The following is a 24626-nucleotide window of genomic DNA, read 5'->3' on the forward strand; positions in this document are numbered from 1 at the left end:
GGCATTTAAATATAAGGCATTATTTTTTAAAAGCTGCTTGCCTGGTCTAAAAGTGAAATATCTTCAGGCGAGAGTTTTAGGTTTGCTGCATCGGTGAACGATTTTAACTGACTTAAATCGGTAACACTTGCAATTGGGGCCGTAATTGAGGGGTGATAAATTAACCAGGCCAGCGCTACAGAAGCGGGTTCTACCTTGTATTTATCTGCCACCTGATCAAGCGCTTTTAAAATCCTGAAACCACGCTCGTTCAGGAATTTTTTAACACCACCGCCCCGCTGGCTTTTATTTAAATCATCTTCACTGCGGTATTTTCCTGTTAAAAAGCCACTTGCTAAAGAATAATAGGTAACTACACCCAAGCCATGTTCCAGGCATATTTTTTCGTGTTCCTGTTCAAATTCTTCTCTATCGTAAAGGTTGTAACCAGGTTGATAAACCTCATAACGTGGAAGGTTATGCTCGCTTGAACTCAGTAATGATTCCTTTAACCGAGCGGCAGAAAAATTCGAAGCGCCAATCCAGCGTATTTTTCCGGCTTTAATTAATGTTTCGTAAGCACTTAAAGTTTCTTCAACGGGAGTGCTTTCATCATCAAAATGAGAAAAATAAAGGTCAATATAATCGGTTTGTAAACGGGATAAAGAATGTTCCACTTCATTAATGATGTAATCTTTCTTTAACGATTTTCCCTGACCCATATCTGAGCCAACTTTTGTAGCAATAATGATGTCGTGGCGTTTGTTCTGTTTTTTAAGCCAGTTGCCGATAATTGTTTCCGATTCACCACCTTTATTTCCGGGTACCCAGCGCGAATATACATCGGCAGTATCGATAAAATTAAATCCGTTTTCTACAAATTGGTCTAATATCTTAAATGATTTTTGCTGGTCGATTGTCCAGCCAAAAACATTTCCTCCAAATACAATGGGCGCAATATTTAAATCGGTTTTTCCTAAGGTTCTTTTTTCCATGATACGAATGTTAATGTTATGCTAACAAATTATATAGGCTGAGGTTTTATACAGTGGTCTGAATTATGTCAGGATATCGTAGGTTTTAACCGCAAAGTACACAGAGAGCAAGCGCTGGAGGGCACAAAAGTAAGTGGCTATTTATTCATAATTTTCTTTTGAAATTTTATCTTCCAACTTTCGGAGGGTTAGGAAGAGATTTTAGATAACACTATCTTCTGACTTTCGGACCTCCGACCCCGGACTTTTCCATCATCCATCTTACATTTTCCATCATTTACATCTCTTTAACTGCTCTAAGCATCTCCCTTTTCCCCGGTGCGCCTGGTAATTTTTCGATGGTAAACCCGCTGGCTTTAACTGCTCTTTTCAATTTCCCTGTAATGGCATAGGTAACAAAAGTTCCCCCTGGTTTTAAAAAACTGCAGGCATGCGCTATAATTTCATCGCTCCACATTTCGGGCTGGTGCTGAACAGAGAAGGCATCATAATAAATGAGATCAAATTTTTGGTCGGTTTGATATTCGGCCAGGGTGGTGTGCGGTATTTCCAATGCGCAAAGCGTGGTGAGTTTTTGAGGTGCTTTTAATGCATTTGGGTAATTGGTAATAAAATCAGACCAGATCCCTTCCGGAACATAACCCGAATAACCGGTTTGCTCAATTACTTCACAGGTAAGTGGAAAAGCTTCAATACTGGTATAATTGAGTTTAATGTGGTTTGCCTGGCAATATTCGAAGCTTAAAATAAAGTTTAGTCCGGTTCCGAAACCAACTTCTAAAACGGAAATTTCTGACCGGTCAGCCGAAACGAATTTTAAACCTGCATCAATAAATACGTGTTTACTCTCCTGTAATGCACCATGTTTACTATGGTAATGTTCGCCAATGGTTTCGTTATAAAGTGTGTTCGAGCCATCAGCAGTAGGAGTAATAATATTCATGGGCTATGATATATTGATTTTAAAGATATTGGTGCAAATATAGGAACAGGATTGATAGTATTTTAAATAGGATTGATAAGATTTACGGATTTCAGGATCATGTTTTATTCCGATACTTGTGTGCCGGTACTTGCGCCTTAGTATTTATCCTTTTACCTTTGATCTTTAAGCTTTCACCTTACATTAAACCCTAACATGGATATCGAATCCTTCAGAGAATATTGTTTAAGCCTGCCTGGCACCACCGAGGGCATGAAATGGGAACATTTGTGTTTTATGATTGAGGAAAAGATTTATGTAATTATCGCTATTGATGAGGGAAATAGTTTTTCAATCAAATGTAATCCCGATGAATTTGAAGAACTTGCAGCCAGAGGCGGCATCGCACAGGCTTATCATATGGCGAAAAGGCAATGGATTCAGATCGAAAATTTAGAAGTGCTAAACGATAAGGAATTAAAAAGCAGGGTGTCAGATTCGCGGGCGATGGTTTTGGCTAAATTGCCTAAAAAAACGCAGGCAAAGTACGCTTAGGTTTTATATCAGTTTTTCAACGTCAGCAGTTAACCAACATGCGTGTCTTTATGGTTTTTAAGCTGGTGATGGTAACTAATGTACCAGGCATGGAGGTTATTGTTTTGGCGCCTGCTTTTTCACTTCTTCCTCATTCTTAAACTCTTTCGATTTCATGATGTTGAATTTGTACATATCTTCCGTATTAACCAGTTTTCGGGTACATTTTTCAATATCAGTACCTTCCTGCCATAAGTAAGGGCGGAAACTATAAGTTTTAGAACCATCTAAATTGCCGATAAACTGGCTCCAGGAGTTCCAGCGGAGACCTTTGTAAAATTTAGAAAGATCACTATCGAAACAGAAAACAAGAAACTCACCATAACCTGCACCCAGCGGCTGCCAGGTTAAACTATTTGGTTCCAGGTAGTACACGTTTTTAATATCTTTACCCAAGCCTCCATAATTAATGGCAAAGAAACCACCAACTGCGTCATCAGCAATTAAGAGGTACGGCATATTATCGCCATATTCTTCAAGCGTTTTCCCTTTGTTCCACTCCGCAACGTTGCGGTTTAGCTTTTCGCTGCCCGAACCTAAAATCCTGATCCAGCCATTATCTACTAAAATACCGCCGGTGTTATAAATTACCGATCCTAAAGTGGCGTAAGTAGTCATCTGCGCATTATAAAGTACCTCTTTTGCTTTTGCAGAATCAACAGGCAATACTTCAACCTTGTTTTTGGCAGAATCAATCCATTTCTTTACGAGCGGCCAGGCAGGGTCTGTTTTATTAATTAGTGCATCAAGACTAATCAATTTATTTTCCTGGGCAAAACCTGTTAAAGAAAATAAACTTAAACCAAGGATAAGGAGTGATTTGATTGGGCTTTTCATTGACGGATACTTATGTTTTTTCAAAGATAGAATGATAATTAAGAATTGCCGAAAGGAGTTACATTAATTTTTGATTTGGAAGAAATATTGAATTTGGTTTAAGTGTTGGTTCGTGGCGACACGAACTAAGGCGAATAGTGTTGGGCACATGTATTTAAGTGCAGTTGGATGGTAACATCTGATACTGCTTATAAAACAAAACGTCCCGAAATAATCGGGACGCTTGCAATATAGGGATGATATAAATAATCTTTATGCGGTTTAGGGGAAAGCCTTAAGCCCTCCACCTTTAACCTTCTACCTTAATCCTACCACATTCTGATCCTATCCTCTGGTTTTTTATATAATTTATCGCCAGGTTTAACATCAAAAGCATTATACCAGGCATCCATATTTACAGGAGCACCAATGGTACGGTATGGACCTGGAGAGTGTGGATCGGTTTTAATTAACTGAGCAGCACTTTCTGGTAAAATATTACCTCTCCAAACCTGTGCCCAGGCTAAGAAGAAACGCTGATCTGGTGTAAAGCCATCAATTTTCTCGTTGCTTTGACCTTGTTTAGTCATTTTGAAAGCCGTGTAAGCAGCGTTTAAACCACCTAAATCACCAATGTTTTCGCCCATGGTTAATTTTCCGATTACATGTACGGTATCTAATACGGTGTAACCATCAAATTGCTCGCCTAAAGCCTTTGTTTTAGCATCAAATTTAGCTTTGTCTTCTGCTGTCCACCAGTTTTTCAAGTTACCGGCTGCATCGTACTGACTTCCGCTGTCATCAAAACCATGGCTCATTTCATGTCCGATTACCGCACCAATACCGCCATAATTAACAGCATCATCAGCATTTGGATCGAAGAAAGGGAACTGTAAAATCCCTGCCGGGAAAACTATCTCGTTTAAAGTAGGACTGTAATAAGCATTAACCGTTGGAGGCGTCATACCAAAACGTTTACGGTCAACCGGTTTACCCAACTGATCTACCATTTCGTTGTAACCCCAAACACTTGCATTGCGTAAGTTTTGGAAATAAGTGCCTTTGTTGATCGTTAAACCATCATAGTTTTTCCATTTTTCAGGATAACCCACTTTAGGAGTAAAAGCATGTAATTTAGCCAGTGCTTTTTGTTTGGTTTCAGGACTCATCCATTCTAAACCGTTAATTCTGATTTCGAAAGCCTTACGCAGGTTCACAATCATCTGGTTCATGCGCTCCTTAGCCTCTGGTTTGAAATATTTAGCCACATAAAGCTGACCCAATAATTCACCAATGGTGCCATCAGTTAAAGATGACATGCGCTGCCAACGTGGAGTTTGCACCTTCTGACCGGTTTGAGCTTGTGTGAAAGCAAAACTTGCCTTCACAAAAGGAGAACTTAAGCTTGATGCCGAACCTTTTAAAATGTTCCATTCCAAATAGGTTTTCCAATCTTCAACCGGAACAGATTTCAACATGCCATCTAAACTTGCCATAAATTTAGGCGACGAAACCAAAACCGTATCCTGGTTTTTGATTTTGAATTTAGGAAGATAAGTCGTCCAGTTAATATCCGGTGTTTTTTTATTTAATTCAGCAACGGTAAGTTTATTATACGTTGCGTAAGGATCACGCATTTCTAAACGGCTCATTTGCGCCTCTGCAAATTGTTTCTCAATTTTGTAAACCGTTGCAGCTTTTTGTTTTGCCTCTTCTGGGGAACTTCCTGTTAAGGTAAACAAGGTAACCATGTAAGTATTGTATGCATCGCGGATTTTAACACTACGGGCATCATCTTTTAAATAATAATCACGATCGGGTAGGGTTGTGCCGCCCTGACCAATGTTAACCATGTATTTATTTACGTTTTTACGGTCCTGGCCAACACCTAAACCGAACATTCCGCCGCCTAAACCATTGGTTCTCATGTAAGCCACCTGGTCTAAAACACCTGGAATATCTTTAATCTGTTTCACTTTTGCCAAATCAGCTTTTATTGGTGTGTAACCTAATTTTTCGATGGTTACGCTGTCCATTGCAGCCGTGTAAAAATCGCCAACCCTGCGTTTTACCGAGCCGGCAGGTGCCGATTTATCTGCAGCAGCATCTTCTACCAAAGATTTTACCGCATTGATATTGAAATCGCGAAGCTCGTTAAACGAACCCCAGCGTGTTTCTTTAGCAGGAACAGGATTATTTTTTACCCACGTACCACTTGCGTAGGTGTAGAAATCATCGCCTGGCTTAACGGATAAATCCATATTGGCAGGATCGATAAATTTTTTTGTTTGTGCATTTGCAGAAAAGCCAGCAGCGACTATACCCAGTGCCGCAAAATATCTTTTCAAATTTTGGTATTTCATTCGCTTAATAAGTTAGTATTTACTGCGAAATTTATGAAATACAAATCAATACCGGAACAATATAATAAGAATATTACTTGTTAAACCAATAGTAGATTTTTGCCAGGCCGAGCCGCCTGATCAATTCGGATGCTGAAAATGAGATTTTAATAGATTTCATGATTTTTAAATCTTTTATACACTATAATCTTTTATACACTATTAACATTTTTTAACAAATTTTATTGTGCGCTTGTAAAAATTATTGCTATTAAGAATGATTCGGGATAAACCATTTAATTTTCCATAAATTTGGTTTTTATAGATTAGAAAATGAGTGTGCAGCGTTCCATCGGATTTTTTAGTCCCGCCATCCGCTGTAGCCCCGAAGAAAAATCGGGGGCTGTCGCTGCTGCCGGGTTTAACTAACAGCATTTAAGGCGTTTGGCTACTGGATTACTAATCTCAACAATAAATCATGTTTTAGCAGATAACATAATGAGTCACACCCACGATAAAGAAGATAGCTGTTGCAGTAGTAAAGCGCATTCCGAACCAAAACATAATCACGATCATGCACATTCGCACGAGGAGGGCGATGATCACGACCACGATCATGGTGGCGATCCATCTGCATTTAAAACCTATTTGCCTGCCATTATAACACTGGCAATGCTGTTGATCGGAATTGCCTTCGATAATCTTTTTAAGGTACCTGCCTTTCAGGTCATCAGGCCTTACTGGTACATTGTAGCTTACCTGCCTGTAGGCATTCCGGTTTTGCGCGAGGTTTGGGAAACTTTTAAAGCGAAAGATTTTTTTACCGAGTTTTCCCTAATGTCTATCGCCACCATTGGTGCTTTTGCCATTGGCCAATATCCTGAAGGCGTAACCGTAATGCTTTTTTACACCATTGGCGAACTGTTTCAAATGGCTGCGGTAAACCGTGCAAAAAGGAACATTAAAGCCTTGCTCGATGTGCGTGCCGATGTAGCTCATGTATTCCGCAATGGAAAATACGAAGATGTTAATCCCGACAAGGTAGAAATTGGCGAAACCATACAGGTTAAAGCCGGAGAGAAAATTCCTTTGGATGGCGAACTGATCAGTGAAAAAAGCAGTTTTAATACCGCCGCATTAACAGGGGAGAGCAAGCCACGAACCATTAATAAAGGCGAAGCTATTTTAGCCGGAATGCTCAATATTGATAAGGTAATCGAAGTGAAAGTAACGAAGGCTTTTGCCGATAGTGCTTTATCGCGCATTTTGGAAATGGTACAGAATGCCACTACACGTAAAGCCAAAACCGAACTTTTTATCCGCAAGTTTGCAAAAGTGTACACCCCGATTGTTTTTTTCCTGGCGCTTGCATTGGTTACCATCCCGATTTTGGTTTTAGGTAGCGAATATCACTTTCAAACCTGGTTATACCGTTCGCTGGTTTTTCTGGTAATTTCTTGTCCATGTGCTTTGGTTATTTCTATTCCATTGGGTTATTTCGGAGGCATTGGCGCTGCCTCTGCAAATGGAATTTTATTTAAAGGCTCTAATTTCCTCGATCTGATTACCAAACTCAATACCGTGGTGATGGATAAAACAGGAACCTTAACCAAAGGTGTGTTTAGTGTACAGAAGATAGATAGCAGCATTGATGAAAAGGAATTTTTGAATCTGCTAACTGCTGTTGAAGCAAAATCGACACACCCGATTGCCAAAGCCATTGTTGAGTATGCCGGAGATCAGGAAATCCATCCTGCAGATAATATAGAAGAGGTAGCCGGAATGGGCTTAAAAGGAACTGTAAATGGTAAAGAGGTATTGGCCGGTAATGTTAAGTTGCTGGAGAAATTCAATATCGGTTTCGACGCCAAAGTAAAAGATATCGAAGAGAGCATCGTGGTTGTAGCTGTGGATCAGCGATATGCAGGTTATGTTTTAATTGCTGATGAGGTAAAAGAAGATGCTGCAGAAGCCATTAAACAGTTGCATGAAAACGGAATAAAACAGGTGGTGATGTTGAGTGGTGATAAATCATCCATTGTTAAAAAAGTAGCTTTGGGTTTAGGTATCGATACTTATTATGGTGATTTACTGCCTGAAGATAAAGTGGCTAAACTGGAAGAAGTTAAAACCGACAAAACTAAAGTGGTGGCTTTTGTTGGCGACGGAATTAACGATACCCCTGTTTTGGCCATCAGCGATATTGGTATTGCGATGGGCGCAATGGGAAGTGATGCGGCCATTGAAACAGCTGATGTGGTGATCCAGACAGATCAACCTTCAAAAATTGCAACCGCGATTAAAATTGGCAAGGCCACTAAAAATGTGGTGATCCAGAATATTGTATTGGCATTTGCAGTGAAAGCAATCGTCCTGATTTTAGGAGCAGGAGGCATAGCAACCATGTGGGAAGCCGTTTTTGCTGATGTAGGCGTAGCGCTTCTGGCTATTTTAAATGCAGTAAGGATCCAAAAAATGAAGTTTTCCTAGCAGGGTTAATTGTTTAAATTGGTTAATTGATTAACTGAGTCCGGACTGCTCTTTTTTTGATTTATTCGCATTATGGATAATGTTTTCGAGGATAATGTAAAATAATTTATCATTTGCAATACTAAGTAATTTAGTATATTTGGTTATGTCGAAAAAAACAGTTCCCTATTCAGTATTAGATGAAATCGATGAACCCGTTAAGCAGTTCAATGAGCTTGATGCATCGTTAACCTACAGCTATGCAAGCTACCTTAACTGGCTTTTTCCTGAAAGGGTAGAACTGATTGCAGGCAAAATCTTTAAGATGAGCCCGGCGCCATCAAGCGTTCATCAGGTGGTTGTTGGCAACATATTTCTTAAATTAGGTAACTTTCTTAAAAAACAGCCCTGTAAAGTTTTTATTTCTCCATTTGATGTTCGCTTTCCAAGAGAAAGTAAAGATGATAAGGAAATCTTCACGGTGCTCCAACCTGATATCTGCGTAATTTGTGATAGAAGTAAAATTGATGTCCGTGGTTGTATCGGTGCACCCGATCTTGTGGTGGAGGTTTTGTCGCCAGGCAATACCAGAATGGAGCTGCTTAATAAATATCATGTTTACGAAGAGTTCGGGGTTAAAGAATATTGGATAGTAAGCCAAAGCGATCAAAATATCTTAATTTACACCTTAAACGAGGATGGTAAGTTCCAGCCCTCTAAAATATTTACGCTTAGCGAAAAAATCACATCAACCGTATTGCCAGGTTTTGAGCTCGCTTTGGATGATATTTTTGAAGATATGTAAAATAATTTATCACTTATAATACTAAGCAATTTAGTATATTTGAGTATGTCGAAAAAAACAGTTCCATATCCAGTACTTGATGAAATCGATGAACCTGTTAGGCAGTTCAATGAGCTCGATGCATCATTAACCTATAGTTATGCAAGTTATTTAAATTGGCTTTTCCCCGAAAGGGTTGAGTTAATTGCAGGTAAAATATTTAAGATGAGTCCTGCGCCATCAAGGATACATCAAACAGTGTCTATCAATTTGTTAAAGCCCTTGATCAATTTTTTAGATGGCAAACCCTGTAAAGTTTATGCAGCACCTTTTGATGTCCGTTTCCCGAAAGGAAGCAAAGCTGATAAAGATGTGTTTACTGTGCTCCAGCCTGTATCTGTGTGATTTGTGATAAAAGCAAACTTGATGCCCGTGGCTGTATCGGCGCGCCTGATCTCGTGGTGGAAATTTTATCGCCTGGAAATTCAAAAATGGAACTGCTTCATAAATATCGCGTGTACGAAGAATTCGGCGTTAAAGAATATTGGGTGGTGAGCCAGAGCGATCAGAACATTTTAATTTATACTTTAAATGAAGAGGGTAAATTCATACCTTCAAAAATATTTACCCTGAGCGAAAAAGTCACTTCATCTGTATTGCCTGGTTTTGAATTGGCTTTAGATGATGTTTTTGATGACGTTGAGTAAGCAATCTGTACAAATGCACGATGGGTTTTAACTTGCACAAACCAATTTTTCTAGACCTGATTGAAGCGTAAAGCCCGCAGTCCCGATTCTTTACCGATCAACCGGTACTAAATTGTCATCGGGCGAGGACTTGCAGCGCAAAGCAGGACCAACTTTAAAATGAATGCTGCATTTGCTTTCCAAAAAATAAAAATCCTTATCTCCTACAAATACTGATATAAAGTGTAGCTGTTTTAGTCTTTCAGCTTTCCGCTTACTTGGCTTTGGTCTTTCAGCTTAATTAGCTATTTTTGAACTTTTAATACATTCATGAGCATATCCACCAAGTACAATCCTGCAGAAACAGAAGATAAATGGTATAGCTATTGGCTATCGAAGAAGTTTTTTCATTCAGAACCCGATGAGCGTGAGCCTTATACAATAGTCATTCCGCCTCCAAATGTTACGGGGGTGCTGCACATGGGACACATGCTTAACAATACCATTCAGGATGTTTTAATCCGTAAGGCCCGTATGCAGGGTAAAAATGCATGTTGGGTACCCGGAACCGACCATGCTTCTATAGCTACCGAAGCAAAAGTAGTGGCGATGCTAAAAGAGCAGGGAATCGATAAAAAAGACCTCTCGCGGGAAGAATTTTTAAAATACGCCTGGGAATGGAAAGAGAAATACGGTGGTATTATTTTAGAACAGTTAAAGAAACTGGGCGCAAGTTGTGATTGGGATCGTACCCGTTTCACAATGGAAGAAGATCTTTCTGAAGCCGTGATTGATTCGTTTATCCACTTGTACAAAAAAGGATGGATTTACCGCGGTATCCGCATGGTTAACTGGGATCCGGCGGGGAAAACCGCTGTTTCTGATGAAGAAGTGATCCGTAAAGAAGTAAACCAGAAATTATATTATATTAAATATCTGATTGCGGGGACTGAAAATCAGTTTTTAACAATCGCCACAACGCGTCCGGAAACAATTATGGCAGATGCTGCCATTTGTATTAACCCGAACGACGAACGTTTTACGCATTTAAAAGGCAAAAAGGTTTTTGTGCCTCTGGTTAATCACGAAATTCCGGTTATTGAAGATGATTATGTAGATATCGAATTTGGTACCGGTTGTTTAAAAGTTACTCCGGCACACGATTTGAACGATTATGAACTGGGCGTTAAACACAATTTACCGGTTACCGATATTTTAAATGATGATGGTACCTTAAACGAACTTGCGGTTATTTTAGTGGGTGAAGACAGGTTTGTTGCCCGCAAGAAAATTGCCAAAATGTTGGAAGAAGCCGGTCATTTAGAAAAAGTTGAAGATTATAAATCGCAGGTTGGTTTTTCTGAACGTACCGATGCCGCTATCGAGCCAAAACTTTCGATGCAATGGTTTGTGAAGATGAAAGAGATGGCACAGCCGGCTTTAGATGATGTTTTGAATGGTGAAGTAAACCTGATCCCGAATAAATTTGAAAACACTTATCGCCACTGGATGGAAAATGTGCGCGATTGGAACATTAGCCGTCAGTTATGGTGGGGACAAAGAATCCCGGCCTGGTACGATGATAAAGGAAACTGGGTGGTTGCCAAAACAAAAGATGAGGCTTTAGAAGAATTCTGGAAGAAAAAACACCTGGACGAGAGTTGTTCGGACGCCGAAAAAGCCGGATTTAAACATCAATTAGAGCCATTTATAAGACAAGATGACGACGTGATGGATACCTGGTTCTCTTCGTGGTTGTGGCCGATTTCTGTTTTCGATGGTTTTAAAAATCCAGAAAATAAAGACATTAATTATTACTATCCTACAAATGATCTGGTTACTGCACCAGAGATTTTATTCTTCTGGGTAGCGCGTATGATTATGGCCGGACATGAGTTTATAGGCAAAAAACCATTTACCAATGTTTATTTAACGGGGATTGTTCGCGATAAATTAGGTCGTAAAATGTCTAAATCGCTTGGTAACTCACCTGATCCGATCGGATTGATCGAAAAATATGGTGCGGATGCCGTTCGTGTAGGAATGTTAATGTCATCACCAGCCGGAAACGATTTAATGTTCGATGAAAGTTACTGTGAGCAGGGACGTAATTTTGCCAGTAAAATCTGGAATGCTTTCCGTTTGGTAAAAGGATGGGAAGTAGACGAAAATCTGTCGAATCCGAATACGCAGGCCATTTCCTGGTTCGAAAACCGTTTTAACGAAGCGTTGGTAGAAATTGAAGCCAACTTTAAACAATACCGTTTATCGGAAGCTTTAATGATCACCTACAAGCTGGTTTGGGATGATTTCTGCGCATGGTATTTAGAAATGGTAAAACCTGCATATCAACAGCCAATTGATGCCGAAAGTTATAAAGCTACGATTGCATTTTTTGAAAATATTATCAAATTATTGCATCCAAATATGCCTTTCATTACTGAGGAATTGTGGCATGATGATTTATTCGCCGAAAGAGGAGAACTGGATTGCTGTATTGTGGCTGAATTCCCTAAAGGGGGTACTTTCGACGAGAAATTGTTAAAAGACGCAGAAGTAATTAAAACGGTTATTGCGGAAATCAGAAATGTGAGGAATCAGAAACAGATTTCTCCTAAAGAGGCATTGCCGTTAAGCATTAAGGTAAACTCCGATCTGGATTACGAAAAATGGTTAAATATTGTTTTCAAACTGGCCAACGTAACAGAAGCAGAAATTGTAAACGATAAAATTGTGGGTGCAACTGCATTTATGGCCGGAAAGGATGAATTTTTTATCCCGCTTACCGAAAATATCGATGTAGAAGCTGAACGCGAACGTTTAAATGCCGATTTAATCTATTTACAAGGCTTTTTAAAGTCGGTTGATTCGAAATTGAGCAATGAACGTTTTGTTCAGAATGCAAAACCAGAAATTATTGCCAACGAACGCAATAAAAAGGCCGATGCTGAAGCAAAAATCAAAATTATTGAAGAAAGTTTAGCTATACTGAACTAGAAAAATAAATATTATTCGATAGTAAAAGCCTTTCAGTAGAAAATCTGAAAGGCTTTTTTTATGTGTTGATGAGTAACAAAAAATAATTATTTCAAACGTTTTCCTCGTCTTTATAAAAGCAGGTTACTGTATTAAAAACCAGCTTGATTAATGTTTAATGACTGTTATTGCTACAGTTAACTATTGTTTTAAAATAAGGTTTCAAAAATATTACTTGTGAAAATTTAAGGTTTACTTTTATTAACCATATTTTAGATTTTATTAAAACGGTTTACCAAATCGTGAACTATTTAAGTGATAATCTAACCTAATATCCTCGAATGGAAAATTCCAGAAGAAAATTTATTAAGCAATCAGCAATATTTGCTGCAGCTACTTATGCAGGCACCATGGGCATGAGCGCCAAAAGTTATGGCCGTATTATTGGTGCTAACGATAGGGTACGCGTTGGTGTTGTTGGATTTTCTGACCGTTTTAAAGATACCCTTTTACCTTGTTTCCTGAACCACAACAAGGAACTGAATTTCGATATTGTTGGCCTTTCTGATTTGTGGAACTACCGGAGAGACCTGGGGATAGCTCACCTGAAAGCTAAATTCGGGCACGATATTAAAGCCTGCCGCAATAACGACGAACTTTATGCCACAAAAGATCTCGACGCCGTAATTATCAGTACGGCCGATTTTCAGCATGCTTTACATACCATTGAAGCCGTGAAAGCCAGTTGCGACGCTTATGTAGAAAAACCTTTTGCCGAAACCATGGACGATGCCAAAGCGGCATTTAAAGCGGTTAAAGCGAGTAAACAGATCGTGCAGATTGGTTCGCAACGGAGAAGCGGGGAGAATTATACCAATGCGGCAAAGTTTATCCAGGATGGAAAATTCGGACCGATTACAGCGGTAGATCTGGTTTGGAACGTAAACCAGCCAGGCAGATGGCGCCGGCCCGATCTGGTAGCGAAACTGAAAGAAGAAGATATCGACTGGAAACGTTTCTTGTTAAACCGCCCCAATGAAGCATTTGATCCACGTAAATATTTAGAATACCGCCTGTTCTGGCCATATTCTTCTGGAATGCCTGGCCAGTGGATGAGCCATCAGATTGATACCGTACACTGGTTTACCAATTTAAAACACCCGCGCAGTGTAGTGGCCAATGGTGGTATTTATACCTGGAAAGATGGTCGTAGAAACTGGGATTCGATGGTTGCAGTATTCGATTACGGTCAGCCTGATACCACTGATGGTTTTCAGGTAACTTTTACTTCACGCATGCAGAACAGCGTAGGTGATGTAGGAGAAGTTTATTATTCAAATGGTGGAGAACTGAACCTGATCACCAATAAGGTTTCACCAAAAGGAGGGTTAAGACAGCAAGAAGCTTCAGCTATGGGTATGAAAGCCAATCTTCTGCCTGAATTCGATCTTAGCAAAACCGAAGTTAAAGCCGCAACCGGTGCCAATATGGGTGGCGACGCCCTAACCTCAGGCCATATGCGCAACTGGATGGAATGTGTACGTAGCCGTAAAACGCCAAATGCACCTGTTGAAGCCGGTTATTCGCACTCTATTGCCAATATCATGACCAATGCCGCCGTAAGAACCGGAGCAAAAGCCATTTTCGACGAAGGCAAACAAGAAGTAATTGCAAACGGAAAAGTATTTAAATATTAAAATAAGAAATATCGTCATTGCGAGGCACAGTTCACCCCGAGTTCGGGGAAGCAATCTATTTAGCAAAAAAGATTGCTTCGTCATTCTTCCTCGCAATAACGGCAAGAAAAAAGCTATCATGTTAAAACTTAAAAAATATAGTATCCTGGCCCTTTCCCTGATCAGTCTTTCGGCCGCTGCCCAAAAAGCAAAACCCCTCTTTGATGGAAAAACATTAACCGGCTGGAAAGCCGTAGCAGGCGCAGCACCGTACAAAGTTGAAGATGGTATGATTGTAGGCTCCATGACCAAAGGCACACCAAACTCGTTCCTGATCACCGAAAAAGAATACGGCGATTTCATCTTAGAACTGGATGTGAAACTCGAAGGCGAAACCACCAATTCGGGTATTCAAACCCGTAGCCATATTAAACCAGAAGGAAATAACGGCAAAGGTTTGGTTTTTGGCCGTCAGGTAGAAATAGATCCTACACCGAGGGCGTGGACAGGCGGAATTTATGATGAAGCCAGAAGATTATGGCTGTATCCTTTGGAGCTTAATCCATCGGCCAAACCATTGTACAAAAAGAATGAATTTAACCACTACAAAATAGAATGTATCGGCAACGAACTCAAAACCTGGGTAAATGGAACGCCCGTTGCTTATGTAATCGACACGCTGGATAAATCTGGTTTTATTGGTTTACAGGTGCATGGTATTGGCAATAATTTAGATAACGATGGCAAGAAAGTTTATTTCAAAAACATCAATATCCAAACTGAAGGTTTAAAAGCAAAGGCTTTTCCGAAAGGGATTTATACGGTTAATTTAACGCCAAATACTTTGTCTGCCTACGAAAAATCGGAAGGTTATAAACTCCTGTTCGATGGTAAAAGCAATGCCGGATGGATTGGTGCCTATAAAACTACTTTCCCCACCAAAGGATGGAAAATTGCCGATGGTGTAATCAGTGTAGAGCCTTCAGGCGGTGCAGAATCAACTAATGGTGGTGATATCGTAACCAAAGAGGAATTTGCTGCTTTCGATCTGTCTTTCGAGTTTAAACTGACGCCAGGAGCTAATAGTGGTGTAAAATACTTTGTTACGCTGAGCGAAAAAAATACAGGTTCAGCTATCGGGCTGGAATACCAGGTTTTGGATGACGAATTACATCCTGATGCCAAATTGGGCAGGGATGGAAACCGTACTTTGGCATCGTTATACGATTTAATGACGGCTAAAAAAGAAGCCCGTTACCTGCGCCCAATCGGTAGCTGGAATAACGGCCGTTTGGTAGTGTACCCGAACAATAAAGTAGAACATTATTTAAATGGTGTAAAGGTGCTGGAATATACACGCGGCTCTGAAGAATTTAAAAAACTGGTTGCCATTAGTAAATATAAAGATTGGAAAAACTTTGGCGAAGCGCCAAAAGGACATATCCTGTTGCAGGATCATGGCAATAAGGTAGATTTCAGGACCATTAAAATTAAAACTTTGTAAGGGAAGCGTTTATTTTTTGAAAATGAGCGTTAGTTGAATATGGCAGCCTGCAGTCCCGCTTTTGCTTATAGTCCTCGTTCGTGCCTCACTGCGGGCTATTTAGCTCAATCGGGTTTATGATTAACGTTTTGTACAGAACCGATCCATAAGCACTGAAAGAAATTAAATAGCCCCGACATACGCGAAAATACTTTTTGCTACATTTCCGGCGGGTATAGCAGCTACCGGAAACAAAAAGATTGCAGCATTGGCGGGACTTCACTCAAATAGCAGCAGAGGCTGTGCGCTCCAATAAATTAAAAAATACTATTAATTATTATATCATGCATCGTCGGTCTTTTGTAAAGCATACTGCTTTGTTAGGTTCAGGTTTATTAGTTGGGAATCAGGTTTTTGCTGATCTTTATGCAGATCAGGTGTATAATGTAGCTATGATTGGCTGTGGCGACCGGGGTAAAGGTGTGTTGTCGGTCATTAAATCCATGCCGGCAAAGTATAATATTAAAGCCTATTGCGACCTGCTCGATTTCAGGCTTAAAGAAGCCGAAAAATATGTGCCAGCTGATGCAAAAGCCATAAAAGATTACCGCAAAGTGCTGGATGATAAATCCATTGATGCGGTTTTTATTACTACACCGCTAAGCGAACATTTTAAAATTGCCAAAGATGCCGTGCTTGCAGGTAAACATGTGTATGTAGAAAAAACCATGACTTACAATATCGCACAGGCGCTTGAACTTAAAAAACTGGTAAAAAAATATCCTGCTCAGGTTTTTCAGGTTGGCTACCAATACCGTTATTCGCCGCTTTATTTTAAGGTGAAGGATATGATCCAGAGTGGTTACCTGGGCAAAGTTACGCAGATCGATTGCCGTTGGGACCGTAATGGGAACTGGCGGAGGGCAGTTCCGGATCCGGCTTTGGAGCGTAAAATCAACTGGCGTATGTACAAGGAATATTCAGGCGGTTTAGCTGCCGAGTTACTCTCGCATCAGATTGATTTTATCAACTGGGCTTTCGAAACACAGCCTGATGAAATTATGGGATCGGGTGGGATAGATGTTTTTAAAGATGGTCGCGAAACTTACGATAACATACAGGCCATCCTGCGCTATAATGAAAAAGGCATGATTGGCAATTTCGGTGCCACCTGTGGCAATGCGCACGATGGTTACCTCTTTAAAATAAAAGGCACCAAAGGTTCGGTTTCTTTACTGACCAATACGGGCTTATTTTATCCTGAAGAAAGTACCAAAAAAGAGTTAGGTATTGTTGACGGGGTTACCGGGGCAACAAAAATTGTGGTGAATAAAGATGGCGGGATCCCGATTTTAGATAAAGCTACCATTGATGGTACTAATTATGCCTTGGATGAATTTTATAAATCTATTTCCACTAAAAAAGAACCTGCATCAAATATCAATACCGGAACGCAGGCCGCAATTTGCGTAGCCATGTGTAACGAGGCAATTTATAGTGGTAATAAGCAGGTTTGGAAGAAAGTTTATGATGTATAATGCTTGTTATGCTTGAGTATATATCAGATGGTCGTCATTTCGAGCGGAGCGCAGCAAAGTCGAGAAATCTATATAGATCTCTCCATTCCACTGCGTTTCAGTCGAGATGACGCCCTTTCTTGGTCGGTGAGACAGCAATCGATAGATGAATCTAATTCAGCGAAAATTCCATAAAAAACATCGTCATTTCGAGCGGAGTGCAACGTAGTCGGGAAATCTATATAGATCTCTCCATTTCACTGCGTTTCAGTCGAGATGATGCCCTTTCTTTGGTCGGTGAAACACCAACCAATAGATGAATCTAATTCAGCGAAAATTCCATAAAAAACATCGTCATTTCGAGCGGAGTGCAACGTAGTCGGGAAATCTATAGATCTCTCCGTTCCACTGCGTTTCAGTCGAGATGACGCCCTTTCTTTGGTCGGTGTCTCACCAACCGATAGATGAATCTAATTCAGCGAAAAATTCCATAAAAAATATCGTCATTTCGAGCGGAGTGCAACGTAGTCGGGAAATCTATATAGATCTCTCCATTTAACTGCGTTTCAGTCGAGATGACTCCCTTTCTTTCGTCGGTGAGACACCAACCGATAGATGAATCTAATTCAGCGAAAATTCTATAAAAACATCGTCCTTTCGAGCGGAGTGTAACGTAGTCGAGAAATCTATATAGATCTCTCCATTTCACTGCGTTTCAGTCGAGATGACGCCCTTTTCTAATGGTCGGTGTCTCACCAACCGATAGATGAATCTAATTCAGCGAAAAATTCCATAAAAAACATCGTCATTTCGAGCGGAGTGCAACGTAGTCGAGAAATTTATATAGATCTCTCCATTTCACTGCGTTTCAGTCGAGATGACGCCCTTTCTTGGTCGGTGAGACATCAATCGATAGATGAATCTAATTCAGCGAAAATTCCATAAAAAATATCGTCATTTCGAGCGAAGTGCAACGTAGTCGAGAAATCTATGTAGGTCTCTCCATTTCACTGCGTTTCAGTCGAGATGACGACTTTTTTATTAAGGTCGTTTTCCGAGCCTCCGTGTCAAAATTATTATTACAATCCCAAATAATCCGGCATTTCCTGTGCAAAATTAAAACGGCCCCTCTCCAGGTCCATTTTTGCATAAACATGCTGTAAACCATTGGTTAACACAATCCATTTAGCCTGGTGGATAGAATTGTACCTTGCTGCCTGCTCAAAAACCGATTGCGTAATCTTAACCTTTGGTGCTTTGCATTCAATCAGCATCAGCTTTTCGCCTGCCGTATTGTACACCAGAATATCGCTCCGTTTTTGTAACTGGTTTAAAACCAAACCGCCTTCAATCTGGATCAACGTTCTCGGGAATTTCTTTTCTGCAATCAGGCTTTGAATAAAATGCTGCCTTACCCACTCCTCTGGCGTAAGCACCAGGTGTTTTTTCCTTAACTCATCGAAAATAAAAACAACCCCATCTTTCTGGCTAATTTTAAACGGATAAGGCGGAAGGTTAAGCGGTGTAGGGGTGAACATTTTCAGTTTTCGGTTTTCAGTTTGCAGTTCTCAGTTAACAATTCGCAATTTGCAATTAACCAATTTCAACAGTTAACCGATTAACCATTAATACAGTTTGCAATTAACAATGTAACAATCCATCAATTTAGCTCCAAAGTTAGTTAATTTTAAAATACGTAAGCAAATCTCAAATCCAGTGTCTTATATCTCTTAATTTATAAACATTTACCTAAATCCTAAAAGCTAAATTGTAATTTTACGGGCAATGACTGCTGCCGAAATTATTAAAGATATTAAAGCCCGAAAGTTTAAGCCTGTGTACCTGCTGCATGGTGAAGAATCTTACTATATCGATCAGGTAACCGATTATATTGAAGATAAACTGCTCAATGATGCTGAAAAAGGCTTCAATCAAACGGTTTTATACGGCAAAGATACCGATATGGCAACGGTTTTGGGCGCGGCAAAGCGTTACCCCATGATGTCTGATTACCAGGTGGTGATTGTTAAAGAAGCGCAGGATTTAAAATGGGGCAAAGAAGACAGTTCGAAAGAGGGCGAATTTGTACTCAATTACTTCGAAAAGCCGCTGCCCAGCACTATTTTGGTATTGGCCTATAAATATGCCAATTTCGATAAGCGTAAAAAAATTTACAAAGCAATCAACAAAAGCGGACTGATTTTCCAGTCAGATCCCGTTCGCGATTATAAACTGGTGCCCTGGATCGAAGAATTTATCAAAGAAAAAGGCTACAAGATCGATCAGCAGGCCTCGGCGCTAATGGCCGAATATTTAGGCACCGATTTATCCAAAATTGCCAACGAGATTGAGAAGTTAATGCTGAATGTTCCAAGAGAAACGGCAATTAGCACCGATCATGTTCAGAAAAATATCGGGATCAGTAAAGAGTATAATGTTTTCGAACTTCAAAAGGCTTTGGCGATCCGCGATGTGCTGAAATGTAATAAAATCATTAATTACTTCGCCAGTAACCCAAAAGCCAATCCAACTGTAATGGTTTTAGCCAATTTAGGCGGTTACTTTACCAAACTGTTAAAATACCATTACATTCCAAATAAAGCCGATGCCGCATCAGCATTGGGTGTACCACCCTTTTTTATTAAAGATTACGAAATGGCCGCACGCAATTACAATACCGGCAAAGTTTTCCAGGTAATCGGTCTGCTCCGCGAATACGATTTAAAAAGCAAAGGTTTGGATAGTACCGGAAATGTAGATGATGGTGAGCTGTTAAAAGAGCTTGTTTTCAAGATTGTGCACTAATCTGTTATTAAGAGAATTATTCTACACGCTCTGTCAAACGTTTGCGCAGTTTTTCAGGATTTTAGTCTCGCCAAATATCATTATTTTAGAACCTGATAGCCCGTTAGGGGTGCTAACCATTTCTAAATACAAATGAAAACTAAAATCTTTTTACTGTTGGTGCTTCAGTGCATGAGTACTTTTATTTATGCGCAAACTTTAAAATCTTATAACCTTTCCTTTCCCAGACTGGCCAGTAAATGGGATGAGGCCATGCCTTTAGGCAATGGCATGCTTGGTGCTTTAATTTGGGAAAAGAACAGTAAACTTCGCCTTTCGTTAGATCGTGCCGACCTTTGGGATGAACGGAAAGCCCTTGATATCTCAAAACTTAATTTTAAATGGGTAGAAGAACAGGTGCATTTAAATAATTATGCTGCCGTTCAAAAAATAGGCGACGAACCTTATGATAACATTCCGTACCCAACCAAACTGCCAGCTGCGGCAATGGAATTCGACATTTCAAAACTGGGAAAAGTTAAATCAAACGAACTGGATATAGAAAAGGCCTTAAATACCGTGAAATTCGAAGATGGAACGGTTTTTAAATGTTACATCCTTGCTACCGGGGCGCAGGGTTATTTTAGTTTCGAAAACCTTAAATCAACTGCAATTTTACCTGACTTAATTGTTCACAATTACAACAATGGCAAAACAGAAAAAGGCGATAACAGCCATGCCGGAAGTGGTTTGCAAAAACTAGGTTATGCAAAAGGAACCGTTACCAATACTCAAAATAGCATCCGTTATCATCAGCCTACTTTTCAGGGACATTATTATGAGGTACTGGTACAGTGGAAAAAAATGCCGGGCGGGAATATAACCGGCTCGTGGACCATCAGCAACGATAAAACAGCAACATTAGCCGCAATTTCTGCTACTGCAAAAGAACCTACAGGTTGGGTTAGTCATATCAAATGGTGGAAAGATTTTTGGAGTAAATCAAACATTACGGTTCCAGATCAGCTGATCCAGAAACAATATTATTTAGAAATGTACAAACTGGGCTGCGTGGCCAGAAAAGGGGCACCTGCAATTACCTTACAAGCCGTTTGGACAGCCGATAATGGCAGTTTACCACCCTGGAAAGGCGATTTTCATAACGATTTAAATACCCAGTTGAGTTATTGGCCAGCTTACACCTCCAATCATCTGGCAGAAGGAGCCACCTTTACCGATTGGTTATGGAAAATCAGGCAAAGGAACCTTACCTATACCAGGCAGTATTTTGGTGTTGAAGGTTTAAACGTTCCCGGGGTAATTACCTTAAACGGCGATCCGATGGGCGGATGGATCCAGTATGCGCTTTCGCCAACCGTTAGCGCATGGACTTCGCAGCATTTTTACTGGCAGTGGAAATACAGCATGGATGATGCTTTCCTTAAAACCAGGGCATATCCTTATATCCATGAAGCAGCAACATATCTGGAGAATATTACAAGACTAAAAGAGGGAAAACGCATGTTGCCGCTAAGCTCTAGCCCGGAGTATAACGACAACAGCATCAAAGCCTGGTTTTTAAACTGGACCAATTTCGATCTTTCATTGGCAAAGTTCCTGTTTAAAGCAGCATCCGAGGTTAGTAAAGCCAATGGCAAAACAGAGGAGAGTACACATTGGTTGGAAATACTCAGTCAATTGTCTGATTATGAAATTAATGAAACCGGATTTACCATTGCTCCCGGATCAAATTTAACCAGCTCGCACAGGCACATGTCGCAGTATATGGCCATTTATCCGCTCGATTTATTGGATGTTAATAATGAAAAGGATAAAACCATTATCGATAATTCTTTAAAACGTTTAGAAGAAATTGGTACACGTGCCTGGTGCGGTTATTCCTTTAGCTGGATGGCTTCTTTATACGCCCGAGCTTATCAAGCTGATAAGGCGGTAAAACAACTCGAAATTTTTGCTTCGAATTTCTGTTCGCCGAATAGCTTTCATTTAAATGGCGATCAAAAAGGAGGGCAGTATTCAGGTTTTACCTACCGCCCTTTTACCTTAGAAGGGAATTTTGCCTTTGCCCAGGGTGTTCAGGAATTGTTATTGCAAAGCAGGGGCAATTACATTCAACCTTTTCCGGCAGTACCACAAAGCTGGAAAAACGTTTCTTTTAATAATTTACGTGCCGAAGGTGCTTTCCTGGTGAGTGGCATTAAAGAAAACGGCGTTCCAACCCAGGTTAAAATTTATGCAGAAAAAGCCGGATTATTAAGAATTAAACTACCCTTTAAAACTTATGTTGTCAGAAATCTTCCGGCCGGGCTTATAAAAATGGGTGATGGTGGCATTGCAGAAGTCAACCTGAAAAAACAGCAAACCGTAACTTTCGAAAACGGCTATGAATAAGGGTTACTAAACTTGAATTTTGGTGCCGAAAAATCAGCAGAATTTCAGTTGAAATAAAAAAGCAGAGGGGGTAAATCATCCCGGAACCCCCCTCTTATGGTCATCTTTAATAGTACAGTTAGATAATAACTATATGAGTAGGTACAACATCCCTATTTTTCCTAACTCGAGGTGTTTAGTTACCTGTATATTAAATTGTATGATTACACAAAAATATCTTACAAAAGGCTGTACCGGAATAGATGATAGGTGAATAGGTATAATTACTCTATGAATGATGTTTTCGCCTCTATGAATAAATTTGATTTCCTTTATTATCTACGTTAATTCTGTAATCTTTATTTTTCAGGCCCGACACGATGATAAATGGTTTACTGACTTCATTTCCTTCCTGATCCATTATTGTTTCTGTCATTTTTTTTACTTCGATATCTACAAACCCTGATTGTTTGAAGAATGATTTTACTTCATCAATTTCATAAAATGTAAAATCGAGCTGTGTCCAGGGCAAGTGTGCACCAAAGTTTTTTTCAACAAAGGCAAGGTTCATTTTTCCCTTTGGTTTTAATACCCGGTAAATTTCTGATAAGTACAATAAAGGATCCGGCCAGAAATAAATGGTATTGGCCGTAAAACAACAATCGAAATAAATATCTTCAAAACCGGGCTTGTTATCCGTTATTTTAGCAAATTGCACTACGCTGTTTCCATTTTTATCATTCGGGAAGGTCTCGTTTATCTTCAGTTCGGTATAATATGCCCCCAGATAACTGATGTTTTCTGCTTTTTGAAAAAGACAGGAGAGGTGTTCGGTACCGGTTGGGCCGATTTCCAGTACATAATCATCATTTTTCAGGGATAAATCCTGTACTAATTTAAAAATCAGGGTGTTTTTGGGTGGGAGAACGTTAATTTTTAAGTCTGGCGTTAATGTATTGAGGTTTTGCTCTTCCATAGTATAGGTTATTAATCTTTCGCGCTTCATTTCGCAATCCGGGCAAAATTGAAAATTAGCTCCTGTACGCTTTTACATCAAAAGGATTTTCTTTTACAGAAAATAGAATTGTGGATAACCCCATTGCATTAGTTCGGCTTTTTTTATGATAATTGCCCTTATGGGAATCAATGTAGGTAAGGATTACGGCGCCTGGAAAAGGGTTGGGGGGAGCTTTGATGAGTTTCCGGTGCAGGGAGGATTGGTTACGGAAAGAAAGGAGAAATACAATTTTTCTTTTAGTGATGCAGAACTGGTGCAGATCAATATTCCTGATATTTACATCGTGTACGGCGACATTATGTTTAAGCAGCAACAGATGTATTTCAGGCCCACTTACGATGTGCCTGATATGATTAAACTACGTTTTACTTTATCGGGTAACGGAACCATATTTAACCGCGTAAACAAGCAGAAATATATTTTTAATTCCAACCAGCAGAATATTATTTATATGCCCGAGCTGGATGGTACAGGAGAATATGATACCGGGCACAGCTACCGTTTTTTTGAGGTGCATTTTGCTAAAGAAAAATTTTTGCAGCTGGCAGAACATTCTACCCGGGCATTGCAGTTGCTGGCAGATTATGCAGATACCGGGCATTATACACAGCTGGCAGACCAGAACCTTCCCATTTCATGGGCCATGCAAAACTGCATCAGGGATATCCTTAATTGTGAGTATCCGGAAGGGTTAAAGCGGCTCTTTATCGAGTCGAAATGTATAGAATTGCTTGTGCTTCAGGCAGAGGCTTTTGAACAGGCCATTACCCAAAAACAACCTGCTGCTTTACGCTCTGATTACGACAGGGAATGCCTTTATCACGCAAGAGATTACCTCATTGCCAATATTCACCAGCCACCTTCCGTTGCTGAGCTGGCCAAATTGTGCGGTATTAACGAATTCAAACTTAAACAGGGCTTTAAAGGATTGTTTGATAACAGCATATTCGGCTATTTAAGTGATTACAGGCTTAACCATGGAAAAGAATTGCTGCTGGAGGGCCGGTCGATAAAATCAGTGGCTTTTATGCTCGGTTATTCATCAGTACAACATTTCAGCAATGCTTTCAGAAAGAAATTTGCAATAACCCCGGGTAAGTTGAAAGGTTAAAAGGGAATTGTTCATACGGTAAAGCACGGATTCTTCTAAACAAGCTGACATAAGGCGCTAAACAATTTTTACAATGTGTTTCC

The 24626-nt window shown here is 39.9% G+C and carries 18 protein-coding genes; 12 read left to right on the forward strand and 6 right to left on the reverse strand.

Annotation, left to right across the window (positions count from 1 at the left end):
* Positions 1–26: 26 nt before the first annotated feature.
* The gene (locus tag ABD769_RS06580; protein WP_344850448.1) at positions 27–974 is read right to left on the reverse strand and encodes an aldo/keto reductase; all 948 of its coding nucleotides are present in this window, start codon (positions 972–974) and stop codon (positions 27–29) included.
* Positions 975–1251: 277 nt separating this feature from the next.
* On the reverse strand, positions 1252–1917 hold the full coding sequence (gene mnmC2 / locus ABD769_RS06585) for a tRNA (5-methylaminomethyl-2-thiouridine)(34)-methyltransferase MnmC2 (protein WP_344850450.1): 666 nt from the start codon (positions 1915–1917) through the stop codon (positions 1252–1254).
* A 195-nt stretch (positions 1918–2112) separates the two neighbouring features.
* Between mnmC2 and ABD769_RS06590 the strand changes: the two genes are divergently transcribed.
* A complete protein-coding gene (locus tag ABD769_RS06590) occupies positions 2113–2451 on the forward strand; it encodes an MmcQ/YjbR family DNA-binding protein (protein WP_344850451.1) in 339 nt (112 codons plus the stop codon).
* 96 nt (positions 2452–2547) lie between these two features.
* On the opposite strand, the gene ABD769_RS06595 is transcribed toward ABD769_RS06590, so the two are convergent.
* Both ABD769_RS06595 and ABD769_RS06600 read right to left on the reverse strand, forming a co-directional pair.
* Positions 2548–3327, reverse strand: a complete 780-nt coding sequence (locus ABD769_RS06595) for a DUF2625 family protein (RefSeq protein ID WP_344850453.1) — start codon at positions 3325–3327, stop codon at positions 2548–2550.
* Positions 3328–3635: 308 nt separating this feature from the next.
* A complete protein-coding gene (locus tag ABD769_RS06600) occupies positions 3636–5669 on the reverse strand; it encodes a M13 family metallopeptidase (protein WP_344850455.1) in 2034 nt (677 codons plus the stop codon).
* A 477-nt stretch (positions 5670–6146) separates the two neighbouring features.
* On the opposite strand from ABD769_RS06600, the gene ABD769_RS06605 reads away from it, so the two are divergent.
* The 8 genes from ABD769_RS06605 (at position 6147) to ABD769_RS06640 (ending at position 17260) form a co-directional block, all read left to right on the forward strand.
* The gene (locus tag ABD769_RS06605; protein ID WP_344850457.1) at positions 6147–8138 is read left to right on the forward strand and encodes a heavy metal translocating P-type ATPase; all 1992 of its coding nucleotides are present in this window, start codon (positions 6147–6149) and stop codon (positions 8136–8138) included.
* Positions 8139–8283: 145 nt separating this feature from the next.
* Positions 8284–8922, forward strand: a complete 639-nt coding sequence (locus ABD769_RS06610) for a Uma2 family endonuclease (protein WP_344850459.1) — start codon at positions 8284–8286, stop codon at positions 8920–8922.
* 45 nt (positions 8923–8967) lie between these two features.
* Positions 8968–9306, forward strand: a complete 339-nt coding sequence (locus ABD769_RS06615) for a Uma2 family endonuclease (RefSeq protein WP_344850461.1) — start codon at positions 8968–8970, stop codon at positions 9304–9306.
* Entirely contained in the window at positions 9303–9608 is a 306-nt protein-coding gene (locus ABD769_RS06620) for a Uma2 family endonuclease (protein WP_344850463.1), read from the forward strand. The genes ABD769_RS06615 and ABD769_RS06620 overlap by 4 nt, the downstream gene beginning before the upstream one ends.
* 309 nt (positions 9609–9917) lie before the next feature.
* On the forward strand, positions 9918–12584 hold the full coding sequence (locus ABD769_RS06625) for a valine--tRNA ligase (protein WP_344850465.1): 2667 nt from the start codon (positions 9918–9920) through the stop codon (positions 12582–12584).
* A gap of 320 nt (positions 12585–12904) precedes the next feature.
* Positions 12905–14260: a Gfo/Idh/MocA family protein gene (locus tag ABD769_RS06630; protein WP_344850467.1), complete on the forward strand. Its 1356-nt coding sequence runs from the start codon at positions 12905–12907 to the stop codon at positions 14258–14260.
* Between the two features lie 118 nt (positions 14261–14378).
* Positions 14379–15743, forward strand: coding sequence for a 3-keto-disaccharide hydrolase (locus ABD769_RS06635; RefSeq protein WP_344850469.1), 1365 nt, complete (start codon positions 14379–14381; stop codon positions 15741–15743).
* A 323-nt stretch (positions 15744–16066) separates the two neighbouring features.
* Positions 16067–17260, forward strand: a complete 1194-nt coding sequence (locus ABD769_RS06640; protein ID WP_344850470.1) for a Gfo/Idh/MocA family protein — start codon at positions 16067–16069, stop codon at positions 17258–17260.
* A 1058-nt stretch (positions 17261–18318) separates the two neighbouring features.
* Here ABD769_RS06640 and ABD769_RS06645 read toward each other — a convergent pair.
* Positions 18319–18777, reverse strand: a complete 459-nt coding sequence (locus ABD769_RS06645; RefSeq protein ID WP_344850472.1) for a type I restriction enzyme HsdR N-terminal domain-containing protein — start codon at positions 18775–18777, stop codon at positions 18319–18321.
* A gap of 247 nt (positions 18778–19024) precedes the next feature.
* Here ABD769_RS06645 and holA point away from each other — a divergent pair, with 247 nt between their 5' ends.
* Together holA and ABD769_RS06655 are read left to right on the forward strand one after the other, a co-directional pair.
* A complete protein-coding gene (gene holA / locus ABD769_RS06650; RefSeq protein ID WP_344850474.1) occupies positions 19025–20044 on the forward strand; it encodes a DNA polymerase III subunit delta in 1020 nt (339 codons plus the stop codon).
* A 132-nt stretch (positions 20045–20176) separates the two neighbouring features.
* A complete protein-coding gene (locus ABD769_RS06655; protein ID WP_344850476.1) occupies positions 20177–22435 on the forward strand; it encodes a glycosyl hydrolase family 95 catalytic domain-containing protein in 2259 nt (752 codons plus the stop codon).
* A 289-nt stretch (positions 22436–22724) separates the two neighbouring features.
* Here the strand turns inward: ABD769_RS06655 and ABD769_RS06660 are convergent, their stop codons facing one another.
* The gene (locus tag ABD769_RS06660; RefSeq protein WP_344850477.1) at positions 22725–23390 is read right to left on the reverse strand and encodes a class I SAM-dependent methyltransferase; all 666 of its coding nucleotides are present in this window, start codon (positions 23388–23390) and stop codon (positions 22725–22727) included.
* Between the two features lie 160 nt (positions 23391–23550).
* On the opposite strand from ABD769_RS06660, the gene ABD769_RS06665 reads away from it, so the two are divergent.
* Positions 23551–24543: a helix-turn-helix domain-containing protein gene (locus tag ABD769_RS06665; protein WP_344850479.1), complete on the forward strand. Its 993-nt coding sequence runs from the start codon at positions 23551–23553 to the stop codon at positions 24541–24543.
* The last annotated feature ends 83 nt before the right edge of the window (positions 24544–24626 follow it).

Origin of the sequence: Pedobacter jeongneungensis (genome assembly GCF_039538295.1) — a bacterium.
Taxonomy (GTDB): domain Bacteria; phylum Bacteroidota; class Bacteroidia; order Sphingobacteriales; family Sphingobacteriaceae; genus Pedobacter; species Pedobacter jeongneungensis.

Bases quoted from the DNA above. Each gene is read 5' to 3' on its own strand.
- ABD769_RS06625 (WP_344850465.1), top strand. From the start codon at position 9,918: ATGAGCATATCCACCAAGTACAATCCTGCAGAAACAGAAGATAAATGG.
- ABD769_RS06600 (WP_344850455.1), bottom strand. From the start codon at position 5,669: ATGAAATACCAAAATTTGAAAAGATATTTTGCGGCACTGGGTATAGTC.
- mnmC2 (WP_344850450.1), bottom strand. From the start codon at position 1,917: ATGAATATTATTACTCCTACTGCTGATGGCTCGAACACACTTTATAAC.
- ABD769_RS06640 (WP_344850470.1), top strand. From the start codon at position 16,067: ATGCATCGTCGGTCTTTTGTAAAGCATACTGCTTTGTTAGGTTCAGGT.
- ABD769_RS06635 (WP_344850469.1), top strand. From the start codon at position 14,379: ATGTTAAAACTTAAAAAATATAGTATCCTGGCCCTTTCCCTGATCAGT.
- ABD769_RS06630 (WP_344850467.1), top strand. From the start codon at position 12,905: ATGGAAAATTCCAGAAGAAAATTTATTAAGCAATCAGCAATATTTGCT.
- ABD769_RS06665 (WP_344850479.1), top strand. From the start codon at position 23,551: ATGGGAATCAATGTAGGTAAGGATTACGGCGCCTGGAAAAGGGTTGGG.
- ABD769_RS06655 (WP_344850476.1), top strand. From the start codon at position 20,177: ATGAAAACTAAAATCTTTTTACTGTTGGTGCTTCAGTGCATGAGTACT.
- holA (WP_344850474.1), top strand. From the start codon at position 19,025: ATGACTGCTGCCGAAATTATTAAAGATATTAAAGCCCGAAAGTTTAAG.
- ABD769_RS06615 (WP_344850461.1), top strand. From the start codon at position 8,968: ATGTCGAAAAAAACAGTTCCATATCCAGTACTTGATGAAATCGATGAA.
- ABD769_RS06580 (WP_344850448.1), bottom strand. From the start codon at position 974: ATGGAAAAAAGAACCTTAGGAAAAACCGATTTAAATATTGCGCCCATT.
- ABD769_RS06605 (WP_344850457.1), top strand. From the start codon at position 6,147: ATGAGTCACACCCACGATAAAGAAGATAGCTGTTGCAGTAGTAAAGCG.
- ABD769_RS06645 (WP_344850472.1), bottom strand. From the start codon at position 18,777: ATGTTCACCCCTACACCGCTTAACCTTCCGCCTTATCCGTTTAAAATT.
- ABD769_RS06595 (WP_344850453.1), bottom strand. From the start codon at position 3,327: ATGAAAAGCCCAATCAAATCACTCCTTATCCTTGGTTTAAGTTTATTT.
- ABD769_RS06660 (WP_344850477.1), bottom strand. From the start codon at position 23,390: ATGGAAGAGCAAAACCTCAATACATTAACGCCAGACTTAAAAATTAAC.
- ABD769_RS06610 (WP_344850459.1), top strand. From the start codon at position 8,284: ATGTCGAAAAAAACAGTTCCCTATTCAGTATTAGATGAAATCGATGAA.
- ABD769_RS06590 (WP_344850451.1), top strand. From the start codon at position 2,113: ATGGATATCGAATCCTTCAGAGAATATTGTTTAAGCCTGCCTGGCACC.